The 20,655-nt window shown below is 64.9% G+C and carries 13 protein-coding genes; 9 read left to right on the top strand and 4 right to left on the bottom strand.

Annotation, left to right across the window (positions count from 1 at the left end):
* Positions 1-90: 90 nt before the first annotated feature.
* From QCE64_RS10705 to pyrF, 7 genes are all read left to right on the top strand, one after another.
* Complete coding sequence (locus tag QCE64_RS10705) at positions 91-1,098, top strand: arabinose ABC transporter substrate-binding protein (RefSeq protein WP_309809827.1); 1,008 nt, start codon at positions 91-93, stop codon at positions 1,096-1,098.
* A gap of 60 nt (positions 1,099-1,158) precedes the next feature.
* A complete protein-coding gene (gene araG, locus QCE64_RS10700; protein ID WP_309918471.1) occupies positions 1,159-2,673 on the top strand; it encodes an L-arabinose ABC transporter ATP-binding protein AraG in 1,515 nt (504 codons plus the stop codon).
* A 43-nt stretch (positions 2,674-2,716) separates the two neighbouring features.
* Positions 2,717-3,733 carry an L-arabinose ABC transporter permease AraH gene (gene araH / locus QCE64_RS10695; protein WP_310003737.1) on the top strand — a complete coding sequence of 339 codons (1,017 nt, stop codon included), beginning with the start codon at positions 2,717-2,719 and terminating at the stop codon, positions 3,731-3,733.
* 994 nt (positions 3,734-4,727) lie between these two features.
* Positions 4,728-5,516 (top strand): SDR family oxidoreductase, encoded by a 789-nt coding sequence (locus QCE64_RS10690; protein WP_309918465.1) that lies wholly within the window; start codon positions 4,728-4,730, stop codon positions 5,514-5,516.
* Positions 5,516-6,394 carry an SMP-30/gluconolactonase/LRE family protein gene (locus QCE64_RS10685; protein ID WP_310003735.1) on the top strand — a complete coding sequence of 293 codons (879 nt, stop codon included), beginning with the start codon at positions 5,516-5,518 and terminating at the stop codon, positions 6,392-6,394. The genes QCE64_RS10690 and QCE64_RS10685 overlap by 1 nt, the downstream gene beginning before the upstream one ends.
* 88 nt (positions 6,395-6,482) lie before the next feature.
* The gene (locus QCE64_RS10680; RefSeq protein WP_309918458.1) at positions 6,483-7,607 is read left to right on the top strand and encodes an aldose 1-epimerase; all 1,125 of its coding nucleotides are present in this window, start codon (positions 6,483-6,485) and stop codon (positions 7,605-7,607) included.
* A 78-nt stretch (positions 7,608-7,685) separates the two neighbouring features.
* Complete coding sequence (gene pyrF, locus QCE64_RS10675; RefSeq protein WP_310003731.1) at positions 7,686-8,498, top strand: orotidine-5'-phosphate decarboxylase; 813 nt, start codon at positions 7,686-7,688, stop codon at positions 8,496-8,498.
* A 9-nt stretch (positions 8,499-8,507) separates the two neighbouring features.
* Here pyrF and QCE64_RS10670 read toward each other — a convergent pair whose 3' ends face one another.
* The 4 genes from QCE64_RS10670 to thiL are packed head-to-tail and all read right to left on the bottom strand — an operon-like array spanning position 8,508 to position 13,904.
* On the bottom strand, positions 8,508-11,837 hold the full coding sequence (locus QCE64_RS10670) for a DEAD/DEAH box helicase (protein WP_310003728.1): 3,330 nt from the start codon (positions 11,835-11,837) through the stop codon (positions 8,508-8,510).
* 16 nt (positions 11,838-11,853) lie between these two features.
* Positions 11,854-12,354, bottom strand: coding sequence for a CinA family protein (locus tag QCE64_RS10665; protein WP_309918449.1), 501 nt, complete (start codon positions 12,352-12,354; stop codon positions 11,854-11,856).
* 28 nt (positions 12,355-12,382) lie between these two features.
* Positions 12,383-12,904, bottom strand: a complete 522-nt coding sequence (locus QCE64_RS10660) for a phosphatidylglycerophosphatase A (protein ID WP_309931021.1) — start codon at positions 12,902-12,904, stop codon at positions 12,383-12,385.
* Positions 12,894-13,904, bottom strand: coding sequence for a thiamine-phosphate kinase (gene thiL / locus QCE64_RS10655; protein WP_309918444.1), 1,011 nt, complete (start codon positions 13,902-13,904; stop codon positions 12,894-12,896). The genes QCE64_RS10660 and thiL overlap by 11 nt, the downstream gene beginning before the upstream one ends.
* A gap of 253 nt (positions 13,905-14,157) precedes the next feature.
* Here thiL and QCE64_RS10650 point away from each other — a divergent pair, with 253 nt between their 5' ends.
* Complete coding sequence (locus QCE64_RS10650; RefSeq protein ID WP_309918442.1) at positions 14,158-16,452, top strand: NADP-dependent malic enzyme; 2,295 nt, start codon at positions 14,158-14,160, stop codon at positions 16,450-16,452.
* Between the two features lie 434 nt (positions 16,453-16,886).
* A partial coding sequence (locus QCE64_RS10645; protein ID WP_310003726.1) for an ESPR-type extended signal peptide-containing protein occupies positions 16,887-20,655 on the top strand: 3,769 nt, incomplete at its 3' end.

Raw genomic sequence — 20,655 nt, 5'->3', positions numbered from 1 at the left:
CATGAGAAAAAGCGGCCGCACACCTTCGTAGCTTCGTAGCGCCCGCACGCGGGCATCTTTGAAATAACGGAAAAAGTCAGGAGACACAAGATGAAACGCAGACTGTTCCTCACGCTGATCGCTGCCGCCACGGCCACGAGCGCCTCCATGATCGCGGCGCCGGTCGCGCAGGCCGCCGACGACGTCAAGATCGGCTTCCTCGTGAAGCAGCCGGAAGAGCCGTGGTTCCAGGACGAGTGGAAGTTCGCCGAAATGGCCGCGAAGGAGAAGGGCTTCACGCTCGTGAAGATCGGCGCGCCGTCGGGTGAGAAGGTGATGAGCGCCATCGACAACCTCGCTGCGCAGAAGGCGCAGGGCTTCATCATCTGCACGCCCGATGTGAAGCTCGGGCCGGGCATCGTCGCGAAGGCGAAGGCCGACAAGCTCAAGATGATGACCGTCGACGACCGTCTCGTCGACGGCTCGGGCAAGCCGATCGAATCCGTGCCGCACATGGGCATTTCGGCTTACAACATCGGCAAGCAGGTGGGCGACGGCATTGCCGCCGAGATCAAGAAGCGCGGCTGGGACATGAAGGATGTCGGCGCGATCGACGTGACTTACGAACAGCTGCCGACCGCGCATGACCGCACCTCCGGCGCCACCGACGCGCTGGTCGCCGCCGGCTTCCCGAAGGCGAACATCGTGATGGCGCCGCAGGCGAAGACCGACACCGAGAACGCCTTCAACGCGGCCAACATCGCGCTGACGAAGAACCCGCAGTTCAAGCACTGGGTGGCCTATGCGCTGAACGACGAAGGCGTGCTGGGCGCGGTGCGCGCGGCGGAAGGCCGGGGCTTCAAGGCGGACAACATGATCGGCATCGGCATTGGCGGTTCGGACTCGGCGTTGAACGAGTTCAAGAAGCCGAACCCGACCGGCTTCTTCGGCACCGTCATCATCAGCCCGAAGCGTCACGGCGAAGAGACCTCCGAACTGATGTACGCATGGATCAAGGACGGCAAGGCGCCGCCGCCGCTGACGCTCACGACCGGCATGCTGGCGACGCGTGACAACGTTGCGTCGGTGCGTCAGCAAATGGGTCTGGCATCGAACTAAGACTTTCGTGCAGCAAGCGGGCCGCGCATGCGTGGCCCGCCGATGAAATCAGGAGGCGATGTGTCAGCGACGCTGCGGTTTGACAATATCGGCAAGGTGTTTCCAGGTGTGCGCGCGCTCGACGGCGTGTCGTTCGACGTCAACGCCGGCGAAGTTCACGGCTTGATGGGCGAGAACGGCGCGGGCAAATCGACCTTGCTCAAGATTCTCGGCGGCGAGTACCAGCCCGATTCGGGGCGCGTGCTCATCGATGAAAAGGAAGTGCATTTCGCGAGCGCGGCGGCGTCGATCGCCTCGGGCATCGCGGTGATTCACCAGGAATTGCAGTACGTGCCGGACCTGACGGTGTCCGAGAACTTGTTGCTCGGCGCGCTGCCGAACCGGCTCGGCTGGGTCAACAAGCGCGCGGCGCGGAAGCACGTGGCCGAACGGCTCGCGGCGATGGGCGTCGATCTCGATCCGAACGCGAAGCTGCGCAAGCTTTCCATCGCGCAGCGGCAGATGGTGGAGATCTGCAAGGCGCTGCTGCGCAATGCGCGCGTGATTGCGCTGGATGAGCCGACCAGCTCGCTTTCGCATCGCGAGACCGAGGTGCTGTTCAAGCTGGTGCGCGATCTCCAGGCCGACAACCGTGCGCTGATCTACATCTCGCACCGCATGGACGAGATCTACGAGCTGTGCAACGCGTGCACCATTTTCCGCGACGGCCGCAAGATCGCCTCGCATCTGTCGCTCGCCGACGTGCCGCGCGACACGCTGGTGCAGGAGATGGTCGGCCGCGAGATCAGCGATATCTACAACTACCGCGCGCGGCCGCTCGGCGACGTGCGTTTCTCGGTGAAGAACGTGCAGGGCGCTGCCTTGAGCGCGCCGGCGAGCTTCGAGGTGAAGCGTGGCGAGATTGTCGGGTTCTTCGGGCTGGTGGGTGCCGGCCGCAGCGAACTGATGCATCTCGTCTACGGCGCGGACAAGAAGAAGGACGGCGCGATTGCGCTCGACGGCCAGCCGATCAAGGTGCGCAGCACCGGCGAGGCGATTCGTCACGGCATCGTGCTGTGTCCGGAGGACCGCAAGGAGGAGGGCATTGTCGCGATGGCGACGGTTGCCGAGAACATCAACATTTCGTGCCGGCGGCATTATCTGCGTGGCGGTTTGTTTCTCGACCGGAAGAAGGAAGCGCAGACGGCGGACCGGTTTATCGACTTGCTGAAGATCAAGACGCCGAGCCGCCGGCAGCGCATCCGCTTTTTGTCGGGCGGCAACCAGCAGAAGGCGATTCTGTCGCGCTGGCTGGCGGAGCCGGATCTCAAGGTGGTGATTCTCGATGAGCCGACGCGCGGCATCGATGTCGGCGCGAAGCATGAGATCTACAACGTCATCTATCAGCTTGCGGAGCGTGGCTGCGCGATCGTGATGATTTCGTCGGAGTTGCCGGAGGTGCTGGGTGTGTCGGATCGCATCGTGGTGATGCGGCAGGGGCGCATTGCGGGCGAACTGCCGCGTGAGAAGGCGAATGAACAGGCGGTGCTGAGTCTGGCGCTGCCGCAGTCGGACAGCGTCGCGCAGGCGGCGTGAGCCGGGCGGACGGCGACGGAACAGGACAAGAGAGGAGTCAAACATGGAAGCCAGAGAAAACATCGTGGGGCAGGCGGCCGAGACGGTGGTGAGCACGCTGATCCCGCAGAAGAGTGACAAGCAGAAGTGGTGGCAGCAGATCACGGAATACAGTTTGATCGTGATCTTCGTCGTGATGTTCGTGACGATGTCGCTGACGGTCGATCACTTCTTTTCGATCGAGAACATGCTGGGTCTGGCGCTGTCGATTTCGCAGATCGGCATGGTCGCGTGCACGATGATGTTCTGTCTTGCGTCGCGGGACTTTGACCTTTCGGTGGGTTCGACGATCGCGTTTGCGGGTGTGTTGTGCGCGATGGTGTTGAACGCGACGGATAACACGGCCATTGCGATTGTTGCGGCGGTGGCGGCGGGTGCGGTGATCGGCTTCGTCAATGGGGCGGTGATTGCGTACTTGCGGATCAACGCGCTGATTACGACGCTGGCCACGATGGAGATCGTGCGTGGACTGGGTTTTATCGTGTCGCACGGGCAGGCGGTGGGTGTGTCGTCGGATACATTCATTGCGCTTGGCGGGCTTGCGATGTTCGGGATTTCCCTGCCGATCTGGGTCACGCTTGCGTGTTTCATCGTTTTTGGCGTATTGCTCAACCAGACTGTGTATGGGCGTAACACGCTGGCGATTGGGGGTAATCCGGAGGCATCGCGGCTTGCGGGGATTAATGTCGAGCGGACGCGGGTTTGGATCTTTTTGATTCAAGGCGCGGTGACGGCGCTGGCGGGGGTGATTCTTGCATCGCGGATTACGTCGGGGCAGCCGAATGCTGCTCAAGGATTCGAGCTCAACGTGATCTCGGCTTGTGTGTTGGGGGGTGTGTCGCTGCTCGGCGGACGGGCGACGATCTCTGGCGTGGTGATTGGCGTGCTCATTATGGGCACGGTTGAGAATGTGATGAATCTTCTCAATATCGATGCGTTTTATCAGTATCTTGTGAGAGGGGCGATTTTGCTTGCTGCAGTCTTGCTCGATCAGTTGAAGAATCGCGGTTCGCGGGATTGATGTTTTGCTTCTGCTTGCGCTTGGTTCTCTGCTCGCGCTTCTATGGAATACCTGTGTTCGCGTCGGTCTATTGGCACTGCCCCTCCCCGGGGCGGGGGTAACTTTCTTTGCCGCTGCAAAGAAAGTCACCAAAGAAAGCAGCTTTCTTACCGCCCAAGGTCCACTAGCGGCACGACACAGAAATGCCTCACTGGCCCGGCACTAGAGAGTGCCCTCACAGGCCATACCCGGCGTGGATCGCGGACCCACTGAGACAAACTGCCGTTTAACGAACTGGTGCAGCACCTGAAAATTCCGGCCCAGCGCTACGCGCTGCCGTAAGGTATGCAAGGGAAGCCGGCGGGAGGCAGGGGACGCAGGAGCAATGAGATGGACGCGTTAGCAAGAGTGCACTGGCATCCCTGATTGACCGGTCGGCGGCGCGTAGCGCAGCGCCGGAGCTTTGAGGGGCTGTACCAGTTTGATTGAGGGCGCGGTTGCATAGTGGGTCCGCGATCCACGCCCGGTGTGGCCTATGAGGGCACTCTCTACTGCAGTGCCAGAAACATGGTTCTGTGTCGTGCCGCTAAATGACGCTGGGCGAGAAAAAAGCTGCTTTCTTTGGTGACTTTCTTTGCAGCAGCAAAGAAAGTTACCCCCGCCCCGGGGAGGGGCAGTGCTAATAGACCGACGCGAAAGCGGGAAGTCCATAGAAGCGCAGGCGAGAGAAACAGACCACGCGAAGGGCCAAGCGCAGAACCTTGCCCCGGGAAGGGGCAGTGCTAATAGACCGACGCGAAACCGGGAAGTCCATAGAAGCGCAGGCGAGAGAAACAGACTACGCGAAGGGCCAAGCGCAGAACCTCGCCCTGGGGAGGGGCAGTGCTAATAGACCGACGCGAAACCGGGAAGTCCATAGAAGCGCAGGCGAGAGAAACAGACCACGCGAAGGGCCGCAAGCGAAGACCCCCGCCCCGGCGAGGGGCAAACCAACCCATCCACTGACCTCAAAACCATGCCCCAACCCGAACCCAAACTTGCCACCTACCCCAGCCTGTCAGGCAAAACAATCCTGATCACCGGCGGCGCGACCGGCATCGGCGAGGGTTTCGTCGAACACTTCTTCGCCCAAGGCGCGAAAGTCGCCTTCTTCGACATCAACACAGAAGCGGGAGAAGCACTCGCCGACCGCCTCGGCGCGGCATTGCAGCAACACCAAACCCGCCCGACGTTCCTGAACGTCGACCTCACCGATATTGACGCCTTGCGCAAAGGCATCGCCGACGTCCGCAGCACCCTCGGCCCCATCGGCGTGCTCGTCAACAACGCCGCCAACGACAAACGCCACGCCATCGAGGACGTCACCCCCGAATCCTACGACGCAGGCATCGCCGTCAACATCCGTCATCAGTTCTTCGCCGCACAGGCGGTCATCGACGACATGAAGCAACTCGGCGGCGGCTCCATCATCAACCTGGGCTCCATCAGCTGGATGCTCAAGCAAGGCAACTTCCCCGTCTACACCACCGCCAAGTCGGCGGTACAAGGCATGACACGCGGCCTCGCCCGCGATCTCGGCAAGTTCGGCATCCGCGTCAATACGCTCGTGCCAGGCTGGGTCATGACCGAAAAACAAAAGCGCCTCTGGCTCGACGACGCCGGCCGCGAAGCCATCAAGCAAGGCCAATGCATCGGCGGGGAACTGCTGCCGGAACACCTCGCGCGCGCCGCGCTCTTCCTCGCCTCCGACGACAGCGCCATGATCACCGCACAAGACATCATCGTGGACGGAGGCTGGGCCTGATGGACACCTCCCATGCCCGGCTCCTGGTCGACAGCCAATGCGCCCTCGGCGAAGGCGCAACCTGGTGCGCGGCCAGCCACCGCCTCTGGTGGACCGACATCGAAGGCGCCCGGCTATGGCGCTGCAATCCGCTCGACGGTTCGAGCGAGTCGTTCGACATGCCCGAGCGCCTCGCGTGCTTCACGCCCTGCGCCGACACGCGCTTTCTGCTGCTCGGCCTCGCGTCGCGGCTCGCGTTCTACGAGATCGCAACCGGCCGCATCGACACCATCATGGAAGTCGAAGCCGGTCTGCCCACCCGTCTCAACGACGGCCGCTGCGACCGCGACGGACGCTTCGTGTTCGGCACCAAGCACGACGTCGAAGACGCGCAAGCCGTGGGCGGGTTCTATCGGCTCAACCCGGATCTTGCGCTGGAGCGACTGCCGCTCGGCGCGTGCGCGATCTCGAACAGCATCGGCTTCGCGCCCGACGGCAAGACCATGTACTACTGCGATTCACCGACGCGCCAGATCCGCGCGTGCCACTATCCTGACTTCACCGGCGACCGCGTGTTCGTCGAACTGACCGACATGACCGGCGTGCCGGACGGTTCCATCGTCGACGCCGACGGCGGCCTCTGGAACGCACAATGGGGCGGCGCGCGCGTCGTCCGCTACGGACCCGACGGCCGCGAGACGGCACGCATCGACGTGCCCACCACGCAGCCGAGCTGCACCGCGTTCGGCGGCCCGGATTTCGCCACACTGTTCGTGACGAGCGCACGCATCGGGCTCGATGACGACGCACTGCGTCGCGATGCCCACGCAGGCGGCGTGTTCGTCGCGACGCCCGGCGTGCGCGGCCTCCCGGAAACGGCATTCGCGGGCCGCGCCTGACAACAGCATTCGAGGCGGCGCGCGATGACGCGCCGCCCGACCCGTCCCGGCCGCGCCGGGTTTTTCGCCTCTCGATGGAGCACGCGTCATGACTGTTGCCCGCACAGAACCCAGACCGAATCCTGCATCGACGTCCCAGCTGCAAGCCCAGGCGCGCCGCTCGCGTCTGGCCGCCGCCACCGAACCGCCAGTGCGGCCGGGTCCGGCCACGGCCGTCATCGCCATGGGCGGCACGCGCACCGAAGGCTGCATCACGCTCTCCAATGCGCATCTCCGGCTCGAACTTGCACCCGCGCTGGGCGGCGGCATCACGCGCTTCGACTGGCGCGACGAAGGCGCGCTCGTGCCGATCTTCCGGCCATGCATCGAGCCTGGACCCGACACCGATCCCAATCAGCTCGCGTGCTATCCGCTCCTGCCGTATTCGAACCGCATCGGCAACGGGCGCTTCCAGTTCTCGGGCCGCGCCATCGACGTGCCCTGCAACCGTGCCGGCGAACCGCTGCCGCTGCACGGCGACGGCTGGCTCGGCGCGTGGGACGTGGAAAATGAGGGACGCGCGGACGGCGAGGACGGCGGACGCGTGCGGCTGACGCTCGATCGCAGCGACGGCAAGCCGTACGCCTTTCGCGCGGCGCAGATGGTTGCGCTGGAAGAAGCGAGCCTCCTCGTCACGCTCGAGATCGAGAACGCCGGCGACGCCGTCTTGCCCTTCGGGCTCGGCCTGCATCCGTTCCTGATGCGCGAGGCCGACACCGAACTCTCGGCGGCGGCGGGCGGCCTGTGGCTGTGCGGCGACGACTGGCTTCCCGTGCGGCACGTGCCGGCGCCGCCCGCGTGGCAATTCGGCGTCGCCTATCCGATGCCCACCGCCATGGTGAACAACGCCTTCACCGGCTGGAGCGGGCGCACCAGCGTGCTGTGGCCGAAGCGGCGGCTGTCGCTGACCATCGCCGCCGACACCGATTACTACGTGCTCTATGCGCCGCCCGGCGAGGATTTCTTCTGCTTCGAACCGGTCGATCACCCGATCAACGCAGTGAACCTGCCCGGCGGCGCCGAAGCGCACGGCATGACCGCGCTCGAACCGGGCGAACGGCTGACGCGGACCTTCCGCTTCACCGTCGAACGGACCGGCGAGGCCACGCGCCGCGGCCGTCCGAAGACCCGGGCCGGAGCCAAGGCACGCACGCGCACGGCCGCCGCGCGTTGAACGTGTCATGAAGCGGAAGGGGAAGCGCTGCGCCGCACGTTAAAATGCGGCGCATCGACGTTCAACGAAATCCCCGCCATGTCCTTTCTCCAGACCCTCCAGACCGCGTGGTCGCGGACTCAATCGCTACTGTGCGTCGGCCTCGATCCCGAGCCCACGAAGTTTCCCGGCGCGCTCAACGGCCGCTCCGACGCGATCTTCGAGTTCTGCAAGTCCATCGCCGATGCCACCGCGCCTTATGCGTCGTCGTTCAAGCCGCAGATCGCCTACTTCGCCGCGCATCGCGCCGAAGACCAGCTCGAAGCGCTGATTGCGCACATTCATGAGCGCCATCCCGGCATTCCCGTGATTCTCGATGCAAAGCGCGGCGATATCGGCAGCACCGCGGAGCAATACGCGAAGGAAGCCTTCGAGCGCTATCGCGCCGATGCCGTGACGGTCAATCCGTACATGGGTTTCGATTCCATTCAGCCGTATCTCGAACACGAGGGCCGGGGCGTGATCGTGCTGTGCCGCACGTCGAATCCGGGCGGCTCCGACCTGCAATTCCTCACCACCGACGGCCAGCCGCTGTATCAGGTCGTCGCCCGGCTCGCGGCGGAGAAGTGGAACGCGAGCGGGCAGCTCGGGCTCGTGGTCGGCGCGACCTTCCCGAAGGAAATCGAAACGGTGCGGGGCATCGTCGGCGACATGCCGCTGCTGATTCCGGGCATCGGCGCGCAAGGCGGCGATGTCGAAGCAACCGTGCGCGCCGGCCGCACCGCGAACGGCGCGGGCATGCTGATCAACTCGTCGCGCGCGATCATCTATGCCGGCAAGGGCGATGACTACGCGCAGGCCGCAGCCGATGCAGCGAAGAAGACGCGCGACAGCATCAATCAGTATCGGTAACGCGACGCCTCATTCGCCGGGGATAGGTTCGAACAGCGCTTCGAGATCCTCGGCGGAAAACATCTGCGTCAGGCTCGTGTTCGCCGACAGGATTCCCGCCGCAAGCGCCGCCTTGCTCTCCTGCATCGCCAAAATCCTTTCTTCGATGCTTCCGGCCGCGACGAGCTTGTACACGAACACCGGCTTGTCCTGTCCGATGCGGTGCGCGCGATCCGTCGCCTGATTCTCGGCGGCCGGATTCCACCACGGATCGTAATGAATGACGGTGTCCGCCGCCGTCAGATTCAGCCCCACGCCGCCCGCCTTCAGGCTGATCAGGAAGATCGGTACCTCGCCCGCCTGGAAACGCCGCACCGGCGTCTTCCGGTCGACGCTCTCGCCTGTCAGCGTCACGTAGGCGAGGCCCGCCTGATCGAGCGCATGCGCGATGATCGCGAGCATTCCCGTGAACTGCGAGAACACCAGCACGCGCCGTCCCTCTTCAATGAGTTCCGGCAGCATCTCCAGCAGCAGGGCGAGCTTCGCCGAACCTTGTCCCTTCTTCGCGCCGGGCATTTTGACGAGCGACGGGTCGCAGCAGACCTGCCTCAGCTTGAGCAACGCGTCGAGCATCAGGATATGGCTGCGCGCGACGCCCTGTTTTGCAACGGCGTCGCGCACTTTCTTCTGCATCGCGGCGCGCACGGTTTCGTAGAGGTCGCGTTGCGGCCCTTCCAGTTCGACGCGGCGCACGATCGTCGACTTGGGCGGCAGTTCGGTCGCGACTTCGTCCTTGCGGCGACGAAGCATGAACGGTCGGATCCGGCGGGCAAGCAGAGCGCGGCGCGTGGTGTCGTTCAGCTTTTCGATCGGCCTGCGCCAGCGGGAGGAGAACTCCTTCTGCGTGCCGAGAAACCCGGGCAAGAGAAAATCGAATTGCGACCAGAGTTCGCCCAGATGATTCTCGAGCGGCGTGCCGGTGACGCACAGCCGATGCCGCGAGCGCAAGGTGCGCAGCGCGCCCGCCGCCTTGCTCGACGCGTTCTTGACCTGCTGGGCTTCGTCGAGGATCAGCAGATGAAAGTCGTGCTGCGCCAATGTGTCTTGATCGCGCCAGACGAGCGGATACGTCGTCACGACGAAATCGTGTGCGGCGATTTCCGCAAAACGCTCATGGCGTCGCGGCCCATGCAGATCCAGCACTTTCAGCGCGGGCGCGAAACGCCGCGCTTCTTCGATCCAGTTGCTGACAAGCGTCGTCGGCACCACGATCAGTGCCGGCTGCGCGAGCCGGCCCGCTTCCTTCTCGACGAGTATGTGCGCGAGCGTCTGAACGGTCTTGCCCAGGCCCATGTCGTCGGCGAGCACGCCGGCGAGGTCGTGCTCGCGCAGAAACTGCATCCAGTCGAGTCCATCGCGCTGGTAGTCGCGCAGCGTGGTGTGCAGGCCGCGCGGGGCCTCGATGCGTCGCGGTCTGGCGGCGCTGCCCAGCCGTTGCGCCAGCTTGACGAGCAACGCGTCGCCATCGAACTGCCAGCGCTGTTTGTCATTCGTTCCGGCGAGGTTCGTTCCGGAAAGGCGGCCGGCCTCCAGCGCCGACAGCCGCAGGGGCGCCGCAGCGCCGGGCCCGGTGCGGTCGAACAGGTCGAGCAGGTCATGCACGAGCGGCTTGATTCGGGCTGCGCGCAACTCGAAACGACGGCCCGTCTGCGTGCGGAATTCGATGGCATGGCGGTCGTCGATCATGTCGATCGAGCCGTTGAGCCAGCGACGGTCGCGTGCGAAGAGTTCGGCGAGCAGCGGTTCGAGACGCACGCGCTCCGCCTCCACCATGATGCCAAGTTCGAGATCGAACCAGCCGTCTTCGGAGGCGCGCGCGGTGGCATCGATTTCGTCGATCTCGACACGGTCGAAGCGCGAATTGGGCGCGATCACCACGCGCCAGCCCGCTGCATGCAGCGCGGGCACGTCCTGTTCGACGAAGCCCGGCCACGCGTCCCGGTCCGGCATGAAGAAGGCGCCCGCACAGGGTGAATCATCGTGGCTGACGGGCGCGCCGGAGACCGGCTTCAGACCGCTGTCGAGCAGGCGTTGGGCGCAGCTGTTTTCCGCAACGCGCCGGCGCGCGACGCGAGCCAGTTCACCGCCCGCGAGCCGCACGAGCATGTGCGGACTGTTCGCCGCGATCTTGACGCCGTCGTAGTCGAATTCGAGGCGCGCGAGGTCGAGTTCGGTCGGAGGCATGTCGAGCCTGCCGGGCGCATCGAGCAGAAGCGTGTCGAGCGTCAGCACCGGAACCGGCTCGGCCTCGATCGTGCGCATACCCATGTCGCCGTCCTCTGGCGGGGCGGGCAGTTCAGGCGCGCATTCGGCGAGCGCAGCGCGTACCAGGTTCGCTTCCCGCGGGGTCAGCGCGGGCATGGACAAGTAATCGGCGAGCAGCGCGTCGGGCATCGGCGCGTCGATGACGCCGGTTTCGCTCGTGACGAGGTCGATGTACCAGGCCGGCTCGGTCGGCAGCACGACGTTGGATTCGGGCTCGGTTTCGAGCGACGCGAGGATCATGTCGTCGCCGTGCGGATTCCATTCGATGTTCGCGCGGCGGCTCGCGCCCTCTCGCAGCGGCTCGAGCAGTCGCATGGCGCCGGGATTCGCTTCGAAGTAGAGGCGGCCGGTCGTCAGCATCATGTGCCAGATCTTCGCTCCGCGCGCAGCCCACAACGCGTAACCATGGTTCGCCGCTTGACGCTCCGACCGCAGCGCGCGAGCGATGGCGTCGTCTTCAGGGGTCACGAAGCGGGGCGGGCTGTTCCACGCGGCGTAGTTCGGGTACCACGGTTCGACTGCGCGAATGTCGCCGTCGACGCCGAGTCGCGCTTTCAGCAGGGTCAGTTCGAGGCTTGCCGCGGTGGAAAACGGCAGCGTGAGCACATAGAGAATCTGGTGTTTCGCACCCGTCGCGGGTTTCGACGCTTTCGCCTGCGCCAGTTGGACCGCCTGAACGCTCGCGCGAAAGCGCGTGAGCCATTGCCCGACTTCAACGCTCACGCCGTTCCGCGCGGCTTCGTCTTCACGCTCCAGGCAGGCGAGGAGCGTCGCCGCGACATGCTTGCATTCATGGCCGACAGGACACGAGCAATAGCCGTGCGGACGCTCCTCGTGAAGCGAGATTTCGACTGCGTAGGGCCGCGCCTGCGTGCCCTTGACCTGCGCGCGCAGAATGTTTCCCTCCCAACTGATGTCGGCGACGGCGCGGACGTAGCCGAGCGCCTTGTCGAATGTCTTCGGGCCCATCCAGCGGGCCACCTGGTCGCGCGTGAAACGGACGGGACGGGGCGCGTCGCTGCGTGCTTTGCTCATACGATGAACGTGTGTCTCAACGCTCGCGCTGATCGATGAACTCCAGCAGCGTACGCAGCGCGTGCGCTGCCGCCTGGGTGCGCACCTGATCGCGGTCGCCCTTGAACAACACCGTTTCGACCGTCGTGTGCAGCCGGTTGCTCCAGCCGAAGCACACCGTGCCCACCGGCTTCGCCTCGCTGCCGCCCGCCGGGCCCGCCACCCCCGTGATCGACACCGAAACCTGCGCGCGGCTGTTGCGCAGCGCGCCTTCGGCCATGGCCTTCGCGACCGGCTCGCTCACCGCGCCGTGCTGCTCGATCAGCGCAGCGGGCACGCCGATCATTTCCGTCTTCGCCAGATTCGAATAGGTGACGAAACCGCGCTCGAACCATGCGCTGCTGCCCGAGATGTCCGTGATCGCGGCGGCGACCATGCCGCCGGTGCAGGATTCGGCGGTGGCGAGCATCAGCCGCTCGTCGCGCAGGGCGTTGCCGACGCGGATCGCAAGTTGGTGTACGACGGTGTCGGTTGGCATGGCAGAGATCCGAAGGTGAAGGTGGAAGTCAGACGGTCATGCGCCACAGCGCGATCACGAGCAGCGTGAAGAACGCCGCGACGAGGTCATCGAACATGATGCCGAATCCGCCTTTCAGATGGCGATCGAAATAGCGGATGGGCGGCGGCTTCACCATGTCGAAAAAGCGGAACACGACAAACGCCCACATCTGCCCGGTAAAGGTGGCGGGCGTGACGAGCAGCAGCACGAGCCAGAACGCGACGATCTCGTCCCACACGACCGGCGACGGATCCGCGATGCCCATTTTGGTCGCGGTGAAGCCGGTGAACCCGCATCCGGCGATAAAGCCCACGACGATCAGCGCGCCCCATTCCGCCACCGTCAGATACGGATTGAGCACGACGAACGACAGCCACGCGAACAGCGTGCCGACGGTGCCGGGCGCGACCGGCGACAGCCCGCTGCCGAAGCCAAGCGACAGGATGTGCAGCGGATGCGTGAGCATGAAGCGCGCGCTTGCGCGGCGCGGCGCCGCGGTTTCACCCGCGAGGGTCGGGTCAGTCTGCATGGAAATGATCGAAGCCTTGCAACGTCAGGGAGAGCGGGGCGCCGGAGGCATCGCGCCAGGCGAGGGCGGGCGCATCCCCGGATTCATCCGGAGATTCGATTGTACCGATGCGCGTCAGCGGCACCTGCACGCGCTGCGCGATCGCGGCGAGCGTGTCGCGCGCCGACTGCGGCGCGGTGAAGCAGAGTTCGTAGTCGTCGCCGCCGGCGAGCGCGCACTGGCGGCGCACGGCATCGGGCATCGTACGCAGCGCGTCGGAGCACGGCACGGCATCGGCATCGACGACGGCGCGCACCCGCGAGCGTCTCAGGATGTGCATCAGGTCGCCGGCGAGACCGTCGGAGATGTCGAGCGCCGCATGCGCCACGCCGCGCAGCGCCAGCCCCAGCGCGATGCGCGGCTCGGGCCGCTCCAGCGCGCGGCGCCAGTCAGCGGCCGCGGCGGCATCGGGCGCCTGCCACTCGCCGCGCAGCAGGCCGAGACCGGCGCGCCCGTCGCCGAGCGTGCCCGACACCCAGATGTCATCGCCGGGACGTGCGGCATCGCGGCGCAGGGCCATGCCGTGCGGCACGTCGCCGAATACGGTGATGCAGAGATTGAGCGGCCCGCTCGTGGTGTCGCCGCCGACCAGCGCGCAGCCGTGCCGTGACGCCAGCGCGAACAGCCCGTCGCTGAACGCGGCGAGCCACGCTTCGTCGGCGCGCGGCAAGGCCAGCGCCAGCGTGAACGCATGCGGCTGCGCGCCCATCGCGGCCAGGTCGGAGAGGTTCACGGCGAGCGCCTTGTGCCCGAGCGCGGCCGGATCGACATCGGCGAAGAAATGGCGGCCTTCCACCAGCATGTCCGTCGAAATGGCCAACTGGCTGCCGGCGGGCGGCGCGATCAGCGCACAGTCGTCGCCGATGCCGAGCGGCGTCGCGGCGGCATCGTCATGACGCGGTGCGGGCGCCGTCGCGCGGCGGGCAAAGTATCGGTCGATCAGTGAAAACTCGGAAAGCATGGTTTGCCGTGAAGGGTTTTTTGTGCGCTGCAAGAACGGAACGAGGCGCGCCCGCCGTCGCCCTCGGGCGCCCGCGGCACATCTCAAAAAAATCGAACGACAGGCGGCGAGCCTTGCCTGGCCGGGCGATCAGACCTTTTCCGGTCATGGCAGTTGTAGCCGAAATGCACGGGCCGCTGCCCGAAACGCCCGCTGATTGGCGCTACAATGCGTTCGAACTTCCATTCTAAATCCCGCACCACTGGCCCGCCTTATGACGACTCCCGCCAATACCAAGTTGCGCGAAGCAGCGCTCGACTATCACGAATTTCCCGTCCCGGGGAAGATCGCCATCGCCCCGACCAAGCAGATGATCAACCAGCGCGACCTCGCGCTCGCGTACTCGCCGGGCGTCGCGTTCGCGTGTGAGGCCATCGTCGAGGATCCGCTGAACGCCGCGCGCTTCACCGCGCGCAGCAACCTCGTCGGCGTCGTGTCGAACGGCACGGCCGTGCTCGGCCTCGGCAACATCGGACCGCTCGCGTCCAAGCCGGTGATGGAAGGCAAGGCCGTGCTGTTCAAGAAGTTCGCCGGCATCGACGTGTTCGATATCGAGCTGAACGAAAGCGATCCGCACAAGCTCGTTGACGTGATCGCCGCGCTCGAGCCGACCTTCGGCGGCATCAATCTCGAAGACATCAAGGCGCCGGACTGCTTCATCGTCGAGCGCGAGTGCCGCAAGCGCATGAAGATCCCGGTCTTCCACGACGACCAGCACGGCACGGCCATCGTCGTCGCGGCGGCGATCACCAACGGCCTGAAAGTGGTCGGCAAGGACATCGGCGAAGTGAAGCTGGTGGCGTCCGGCGCGGGCGCGGCGGCGCTGGCCTGCCTGAACCTGCTCGTCGATCTCGGCATGAAGCGCGAGAACATTTTCGTGACGGACCTGGCCGGCGTGGTCTACAAGGGCCGCACGGAACTGATGGACCCGGACAAGGAACTGTTTGCCCGCGAAACCAGCGCGCGCACGCTGGCCGAAGTGATGGAAGGCGCCGACGTGTTCCTCGGCCTTTCGGCAGGCGGCGTGCTCAAGCAGGACATGGTCAAGGGGATGGCCGCAAAGCCGCTGATTCTCGCGCTCGCCAACCCGACGCCCGAGATCCTGCCGGAACTCGCGCTCGAAGTGCGTCCGGACGCGGTACTGGCCACGGGCCGCACCGATTACCCGAACCAGGTCAACAACGTGCTGTGCTTCCCGTTCATCTTCCGCGGCGCGCTGGATGTCGGCGCGACCGTCATCACGAAGGAGATGGAAGTCGCAGCGGTGAACGCGATCGCGGAACTGGCGCGTCAGGAGCAGAGCGATATCGTCGCGACCGCTTACGGCATCCAGGATCTGTCGTTCGGTCCGGAGTATCTGATTCCGAAGCCGTTCGACCCGCGCCTGATCGTGAAGATCGCGCCGGCGGTGGCGAAGGCCGCGATGGAATGCGGCGTGGCGACGCGTCCGATCGAGGACATGGACGCCTACGAACAGCACTTGCAGCAGTTCGTGTATCACAGCGGTACGACCATGAAGCCGGTGTTCCAGTTGGCGCGCAGCGTGGAGCCGGAGAAGAAGCGCATCGTATTCGCCGAGGGCGAGGAAGAGCGCGTGCTGCGCGCGGTGCAGATCGCGGTGGACGAGAAGATCGCCAAGCCGATTCTGATCGGCCGGCCGGCGGTGATCGAGCAGCGCATCCAGAAGTTCGGCCTGCGCCTGACACCGGGCGTGGATTTCACGGTGGTCGATACGGATCACGACGAGCGCTATCGCGACTTCTGGCAGACCTACGCGAAGATGATGGCGCGCAAGGGCATCAGCGAGCAGATGGCCAAACTGGAAATGCGCCGGCGCACGACGCTGATCGGTTCGATGCTCGTCAAGAAAGGCGAAGCCGACGGCATGATCTGCGGCACGGTGAGCACGACGCACCGGCATCTGCACTTCATCGATCAGGTGATCGGCCGCAAGGAAGGCGCGAACGTCTATGCGGCGATGAATGCGCTGGTGCTGCCGGGCCGGCAGATTTTCCTGGTGGATACCCACGTCAATGTGGACCCGACGCCGGAGCAGCTCGCTGAAATCACGATCATGGCGGCGGAAGAAGTGCGGCGCTTCGGCATCGTGCCGAAGATCGCGCTGCTGTCGCACTCGAACTTCGGCACGAGCAACGCGCCGACCGCGCAGAAGATGCGCGACGTGCTGGCCCTGCTGAAGGAACGCGCGCCGGATCTGGAAGTGGACGGCGAAATGCATGGCGACGTCGCGCTGGATGCGCGTCTGCGCAAGGAAGTGCTGCCGGAATCGACGCTCGAAGGCGATGCCAACTTGCTGGTGCTGCCGAACATCGATGCCGCGAACATCTCCTACAATCTGCTGAAGACGGCGGCGGGCAGCGGCATCGCGATCGGGCCGATCCTGCTCGGCGCGGCCCAGCCGGTGCATGTGCTGACATCGTCGGCGACGGTGCGGCGGATCGTCAACATGACGGCGCTGCTGGTGGCGGATGCGTCGGCGGCGCGGTGAGGTAAGCCGAGCTGAGCGCTTCGGGCGCAAGATGGCGGTGTAGAGCGCGGCGGATTTTTCCGCCGCGTTTTTTTTTAGCTGCGGGGTTTCTGAGCGCTGCGGCGTCTGTTCGATTCCTTGTCCCATCTCTGCGCAGTTTTTCAGTACAGTCCTTGACAGTCCCGCCGAAGCGCCTTCGCGGGATTGAGCGCATTCCCGGTACACCATGAGACGCCTCCGAGGCACGCCGAGGTTTTAAGAGTCGTGCCATTTCAGGGATTAGTCCTGAACCTTAATGTTCCAGCACGAACTCCAGACGGAATGCGATCCGGCTGACACGAGTTCCCGCACGCGAGCGGAATCAAACGAAGCAAAGGTCCTTCGTCGTCCGGGCGATGTGATTCATGTCGCTTTCTCCGTGTCGTGTCCATGGGCAAATTAATAAGGATCAGAAAATGAATAAGGCGCACCGCACTGTTTGGTCGGAGGCTACCGGGAACTGGGTGGCGGCTCCCGAAACCACCAAGGGAAAAACCAGGCGCAGTCAGAAGGCGATCTCGGCAGCGGTGAGTTCGCTGGCGATGGCGCTGGGCGGCGGCAGTCTGCCGGCGGAGGCAACTGTTGGCGCGGCGGGCATCGAGATTTGCGAGAACGGCACGGACACCGGCATCAACAGCGGTGTTTGCGCGATTCCGAGTTCCGGCGGTGTGCAGAATGGCTGGGGGCTGTTCACCAATAACGGCGCGGGCTTTACCACCAGCGAACCCGCGTTCATCACCGGTGTGATGCAGGGTTATGTGACGATGTATGGCCAGAACGGCGTGTACTCGTGGAGCGACCTTTACATGAACGGCGCGAACAACGTGCTGGGCGGCACGGGCACGGCGCACAAGATCAAGGGCCTGGCAGCGGGCGACGTCACGACCTCGAGTCAGGACGCGGTGAATGGCTCGCAGCTGTTCGCGACGAACCAGTCGATCAATAACCTGAAGTCGGCCGGGACCACGTATTTCCATGCCAACAGCACGGGCGCGGATTCGGTGGCATCGGGTTCAGATGCAATTGCGATCGGGCAGGCGGCGACGGCATCCTCTTCGAACGGCATCGCGATGGGTAATGGCGCGGTTGCAGGCGGCTCGTCCGGCTGGGGCAACATCGCCATCGGCGGTGGAGCGCAGGCGCAAACGGCAAGCAACGGCGGCAACAACAACGGTACCGGACGAAGCACGGCCATCGGCTATCAGGCGAACGCCACGGGAAGCAGTTCGTGGGGAAACAACACGGCCATCGGCGCCACAGCGACCGCCGGCGGCTTTAACTCGACCGCTGTTGGTGTCGAGGCTCTGACGTCGGCGAACGATGGCGTGGCAGTCGGATCGTGGACCACCGCTTCGGGAGCCAATGGTACGGCCTTGGGCTTCGGAGCAAACGCCAGAAATGCGAACGACGTAGCACTGGGCGCGAACTCATCGACGGCTGCGGTCGTCAACTCCACCGGTGCGACGATTGGCGGCAAGGCCTATACGTTCGCCGGCAGCAATGCGGGAAGCACGGTATCCGTCGGTTCTGTGGGCGGCGAACGCACGGTGACGAACGTCGCGGCGGGCCAGTTGTCGTCGACTTCGACGGACGCCGTGAATGGCTCCCAGGTCTTCGCCACCGATCAGGCGGTGAACCAGAACACGACGGACATCGCCAACGCATTCACCGCGATCAACAACGTCAAGAGCACGGGCACGATGTACTTCCATGCCAACAGCACAGGCGCGGATTCGACGGCTGCGGGTGCGAATGCGATTGCCATCGGGCAGGCGGCGACAGCGGGATACGCCGGGGACATTGCGATCGGCTTGAACGCGACCACGAGTGGCGCGTACGGTTATCCCGCCATGGCGATCGGGAGAAATGCGCAAGCCACTGCGATGGGCACGATGGCGCTGGGCGTGAATGCACTGGCCAACGTCAATGCAGCAATCGTATTGGGTTATGACTCCACTTCGTCGGCCGATAACGCACTCGCGCTCGGGGCGAACACCCTCTCTTCGGCCACCGCTGCGTCATCGGTCGGGGGACGTTCGACGGCAAGCGCAAGCAGCGCAACCGCAGTGGGCTACGGTGCCAAAGCAAGCGAGACGAATAGCGTCGCATTGGGTGCCAACTCCACCACGGCGGCCGTGGTGAACACCACGGGTGCAACGATCGGCGGCAAAGCCTATACATTCGCCGGCAGCAACGCAGGAAGCACGGTATCCGTGGGTTCGGCGGGCGGCGAGCGCACGGTGACAAACGTCGCGGCCGGCCAGTTGTCGGCGACTTCGACGGATGCCGTGAACGGCTCCCAGATCTTCGCCACCGATCAGGCCGTGAACCAGAACACGACGGATATCGCCAACGCATTCACCGCGATCAACAACGTCAAGAGCACGGGTTCGATGTACTTCCACGCGAACAGCACGGGCGCGGATTCGGTGGCGTCAGGCTCGAACGCCATCGCCGTCGGGCAGGGCGCATCGTCGGACGCGAAGGACGCAATAGCGATGGGCAATGGCGCGAGCGCGGGAGGGGCGTCCGGTCCCAGCAACATCGCCATCGGCGCGGGCGCGCAGGCGCTGACTGCAACGTCCGCCGGCGACTTTCAAACCGGCCGCAGCATTGCCATCGGTATGTCGGCCAATGCAAACAGCGCTGCGTATGGCAACAACACCGTGATCGGCGCGGTGGCCACGGCGAGCGGGATGAATGGCGTGGCAATCGGTGTCGATTCGCGAGTGTCCGCTGACAATGGCGGCGTGGCAATCGGAGAACATGCGAATTCGTCTGGAAGCTTTTCGGAGGCGCTTGGCTACGGAGCCACCGCGTCAACGAACAACTCGGTGGCGCTCGGATCCTTCTCCACCACGGGCGCAGTCACAAACACCACTGGTGCGACGATCGGCGGCAAGGCCTACACGTTTGCCGGCAGTAACGCGGGGAGCACGGTATCCGTAGGCTCTGCAGGCTCGGAGCGCACGGTGACGAACGTCGCGGCAGGCCGCGTATCGTCGAACTCGACCGATGCCGTCAACGGCTCGCAACTCTACGCGGCGGATCAGGCCATCGACCAGAACACCGCCGACATCAGCAACGCAGTCAATTCGATCAACACGATCGTCGCCACGGGCACGAAGTACTTCCACGCGAACAGCACGGGAGCGGATTCGACGGCCTCGGGTTTTGAAGCCATCGCGATCGGATCCAGCGCCACGGCCCTGGGCGGTAATAACGTGGCGATCGGATACCAGGCCACCACGTCGGTCAATGGCGATCTGGCGATTGGCGGCATGGCGCAGGCGACCGGAAGCGGCGGCGACGGCGCCACGGCGGTCGGCGTGAATGCAAGCGCCAATGGCAGCTTCTCGTCGGCGCTCGGCAACCACTCCAGGTCCGGAAATATCGGCGATACCGCCGTGGGCGGCTATGCCAGTGCGACGGGCGGAGGCACCACCGGACAGTTCGCGGTGGCAATGGGCTATGGCGCCTTGGCGACCAGCGGCGCGACGGCGCTCGGCGGCAACAGCAACGCGGCCGGTGCGAAGTCGGTCGCGCTGGGGTCGGCCGCCAAGGCAAGCAACGCGAACGACATCGCGCTCGGCGCCAACTCGACGACGGCGAACGTGGTGAACACCGCCGGCGCGACGCTCGGCGGCAAGGACTACGTGTTCGCGGGCAGCAACGCGGGGAGCACGCTATCCGTGGGTTCGTCGGGCGCGGAACGCACGGTGACGAATGTCGCCGCGGGCCGCCTGTCCGCCAGCTCGACCGATGCCGTCAACGGCTCGCAACTCTTCGCGGCCGATCAGGCAATCAACCAGAACGCCGCTGACATCAACAATGCGGTCAATTCGATCAACACGATCGTCGCCACGGGCACGAAGTACTTCCACGCGAACAGCACGGGAGCGGATTCGTCGGCCATGGGTCAGGACTCGGTTGCGATCGGCCAGGGCGCGGTGGCGACCAACGCAAACGACATCGCGCTCGGTTCGAACTCGATCACGGCGGACGTCGTGAATACCGCAGGCGCGACGATCGGCGGGAAGGACTACACGTTCGCGGGCAGCGATGCGCAGAGCACGTTATCGGTGGGTTCGTTGGGCGCGGAACGCACCATCACGAATGTCGCCGCAGGCCGCCTCTCCGCCAGCTCGACCGATGCGGTGAACGGTTCGCAACTCTTCGCGACGA

It is taken from the genome of Caballeronia sp. LZ043 (assembly GCF_031451075.1).
Lineage (GTDB): Bacteria > Pseudomonadota > Gammaproteobacteria > Burkholderiales > Burkholderiaceae > Caballeronia.
Note: the sequence above shows the minus strand (reverse complement) of the source record. Positions and strands in the feature narration are given on the sequence as shown.

Excerpts from the sequence above, each read along its gene's own strand:
- QCE64_RS10685 (WP_310003735.1), top strand. The coding sequence starts at position 5,516 with ATGGACACCTCCCATGCCCGGCTCCTGGTCGACAGCCAATGCGCCCTC.
- QCE64_RS10690 (WP_309918465.1), top strand. The coding sequence starts at position 4,728 with ATGCCCCAACCCGAACCCAAACTTGCCACCTACCCCAGCCTGTCAGGC.
- QCE64_RS10660 (WP_309931021.1), bottom strand. The coding sequence starts at position 12,904 with ATGCAGACTGACCCGACCCTCGCGGGTGAAACCGCGGCGCCGCGCCGC.
- thiL (WP_309918444.1), bottom strand. The coding sequence starts at position 13,904 with ATGCTTTCCGAGTTTTCACTGATCGACCGATACTTTGCCCGCCGCGCG.
- QCE64_RS10650 (WP_309918442.1), top strand. The coding sequence starts at position 14,158 with ATGACGACTCCCGCCAATACCAAGTTGCGCGAAGCAGCGCTCGACTAT.
- QCE64_RS10705 (WP_309809827.1), top strand. The coding sequence starts at position 91 with ATGAAACGCAGACTGTTCCTCACGCTGATCGCTGCCGCCACGGCCACG.
- QCE64_RS10665 (WP_309918449.1), bottom strand. The coding sequence starts at position 12,354 with ATGCCAACCGACACCGTCGTACACCAACTTGCGATCCGCGTCGGCAAC.
- araH (WP_310003737.1), top strand. The coding sequence starts at position 2,717 with ATGGAAGCCAGAGAAAACATCGTGGGGCAGGCGGCCGAGACGGTGGTG.
- QCE64_RS10680 (WP_309918458.1), top strand. The coding sequence starts at position 6,483 with ATGACTGTTGCCCGCACAGAACCCAGACCGAATCCTGCATCGACGTCC.
- pyrF (WP_310003731.1), top strand. The coding sequence starts at position 7,686 with ATGTCCTTTCTCCAGACCCTCCAGACCGCGTGGTCGCGGACTCAATCG.
- QCE64_RS10670 (WP_310003728.1), bottom strand. The coding sequence starts at position 11,837 with ATGAGCAAAGCACGCAGCGACGCGCCCCGTCCCGTCCGTTTCACGCGC.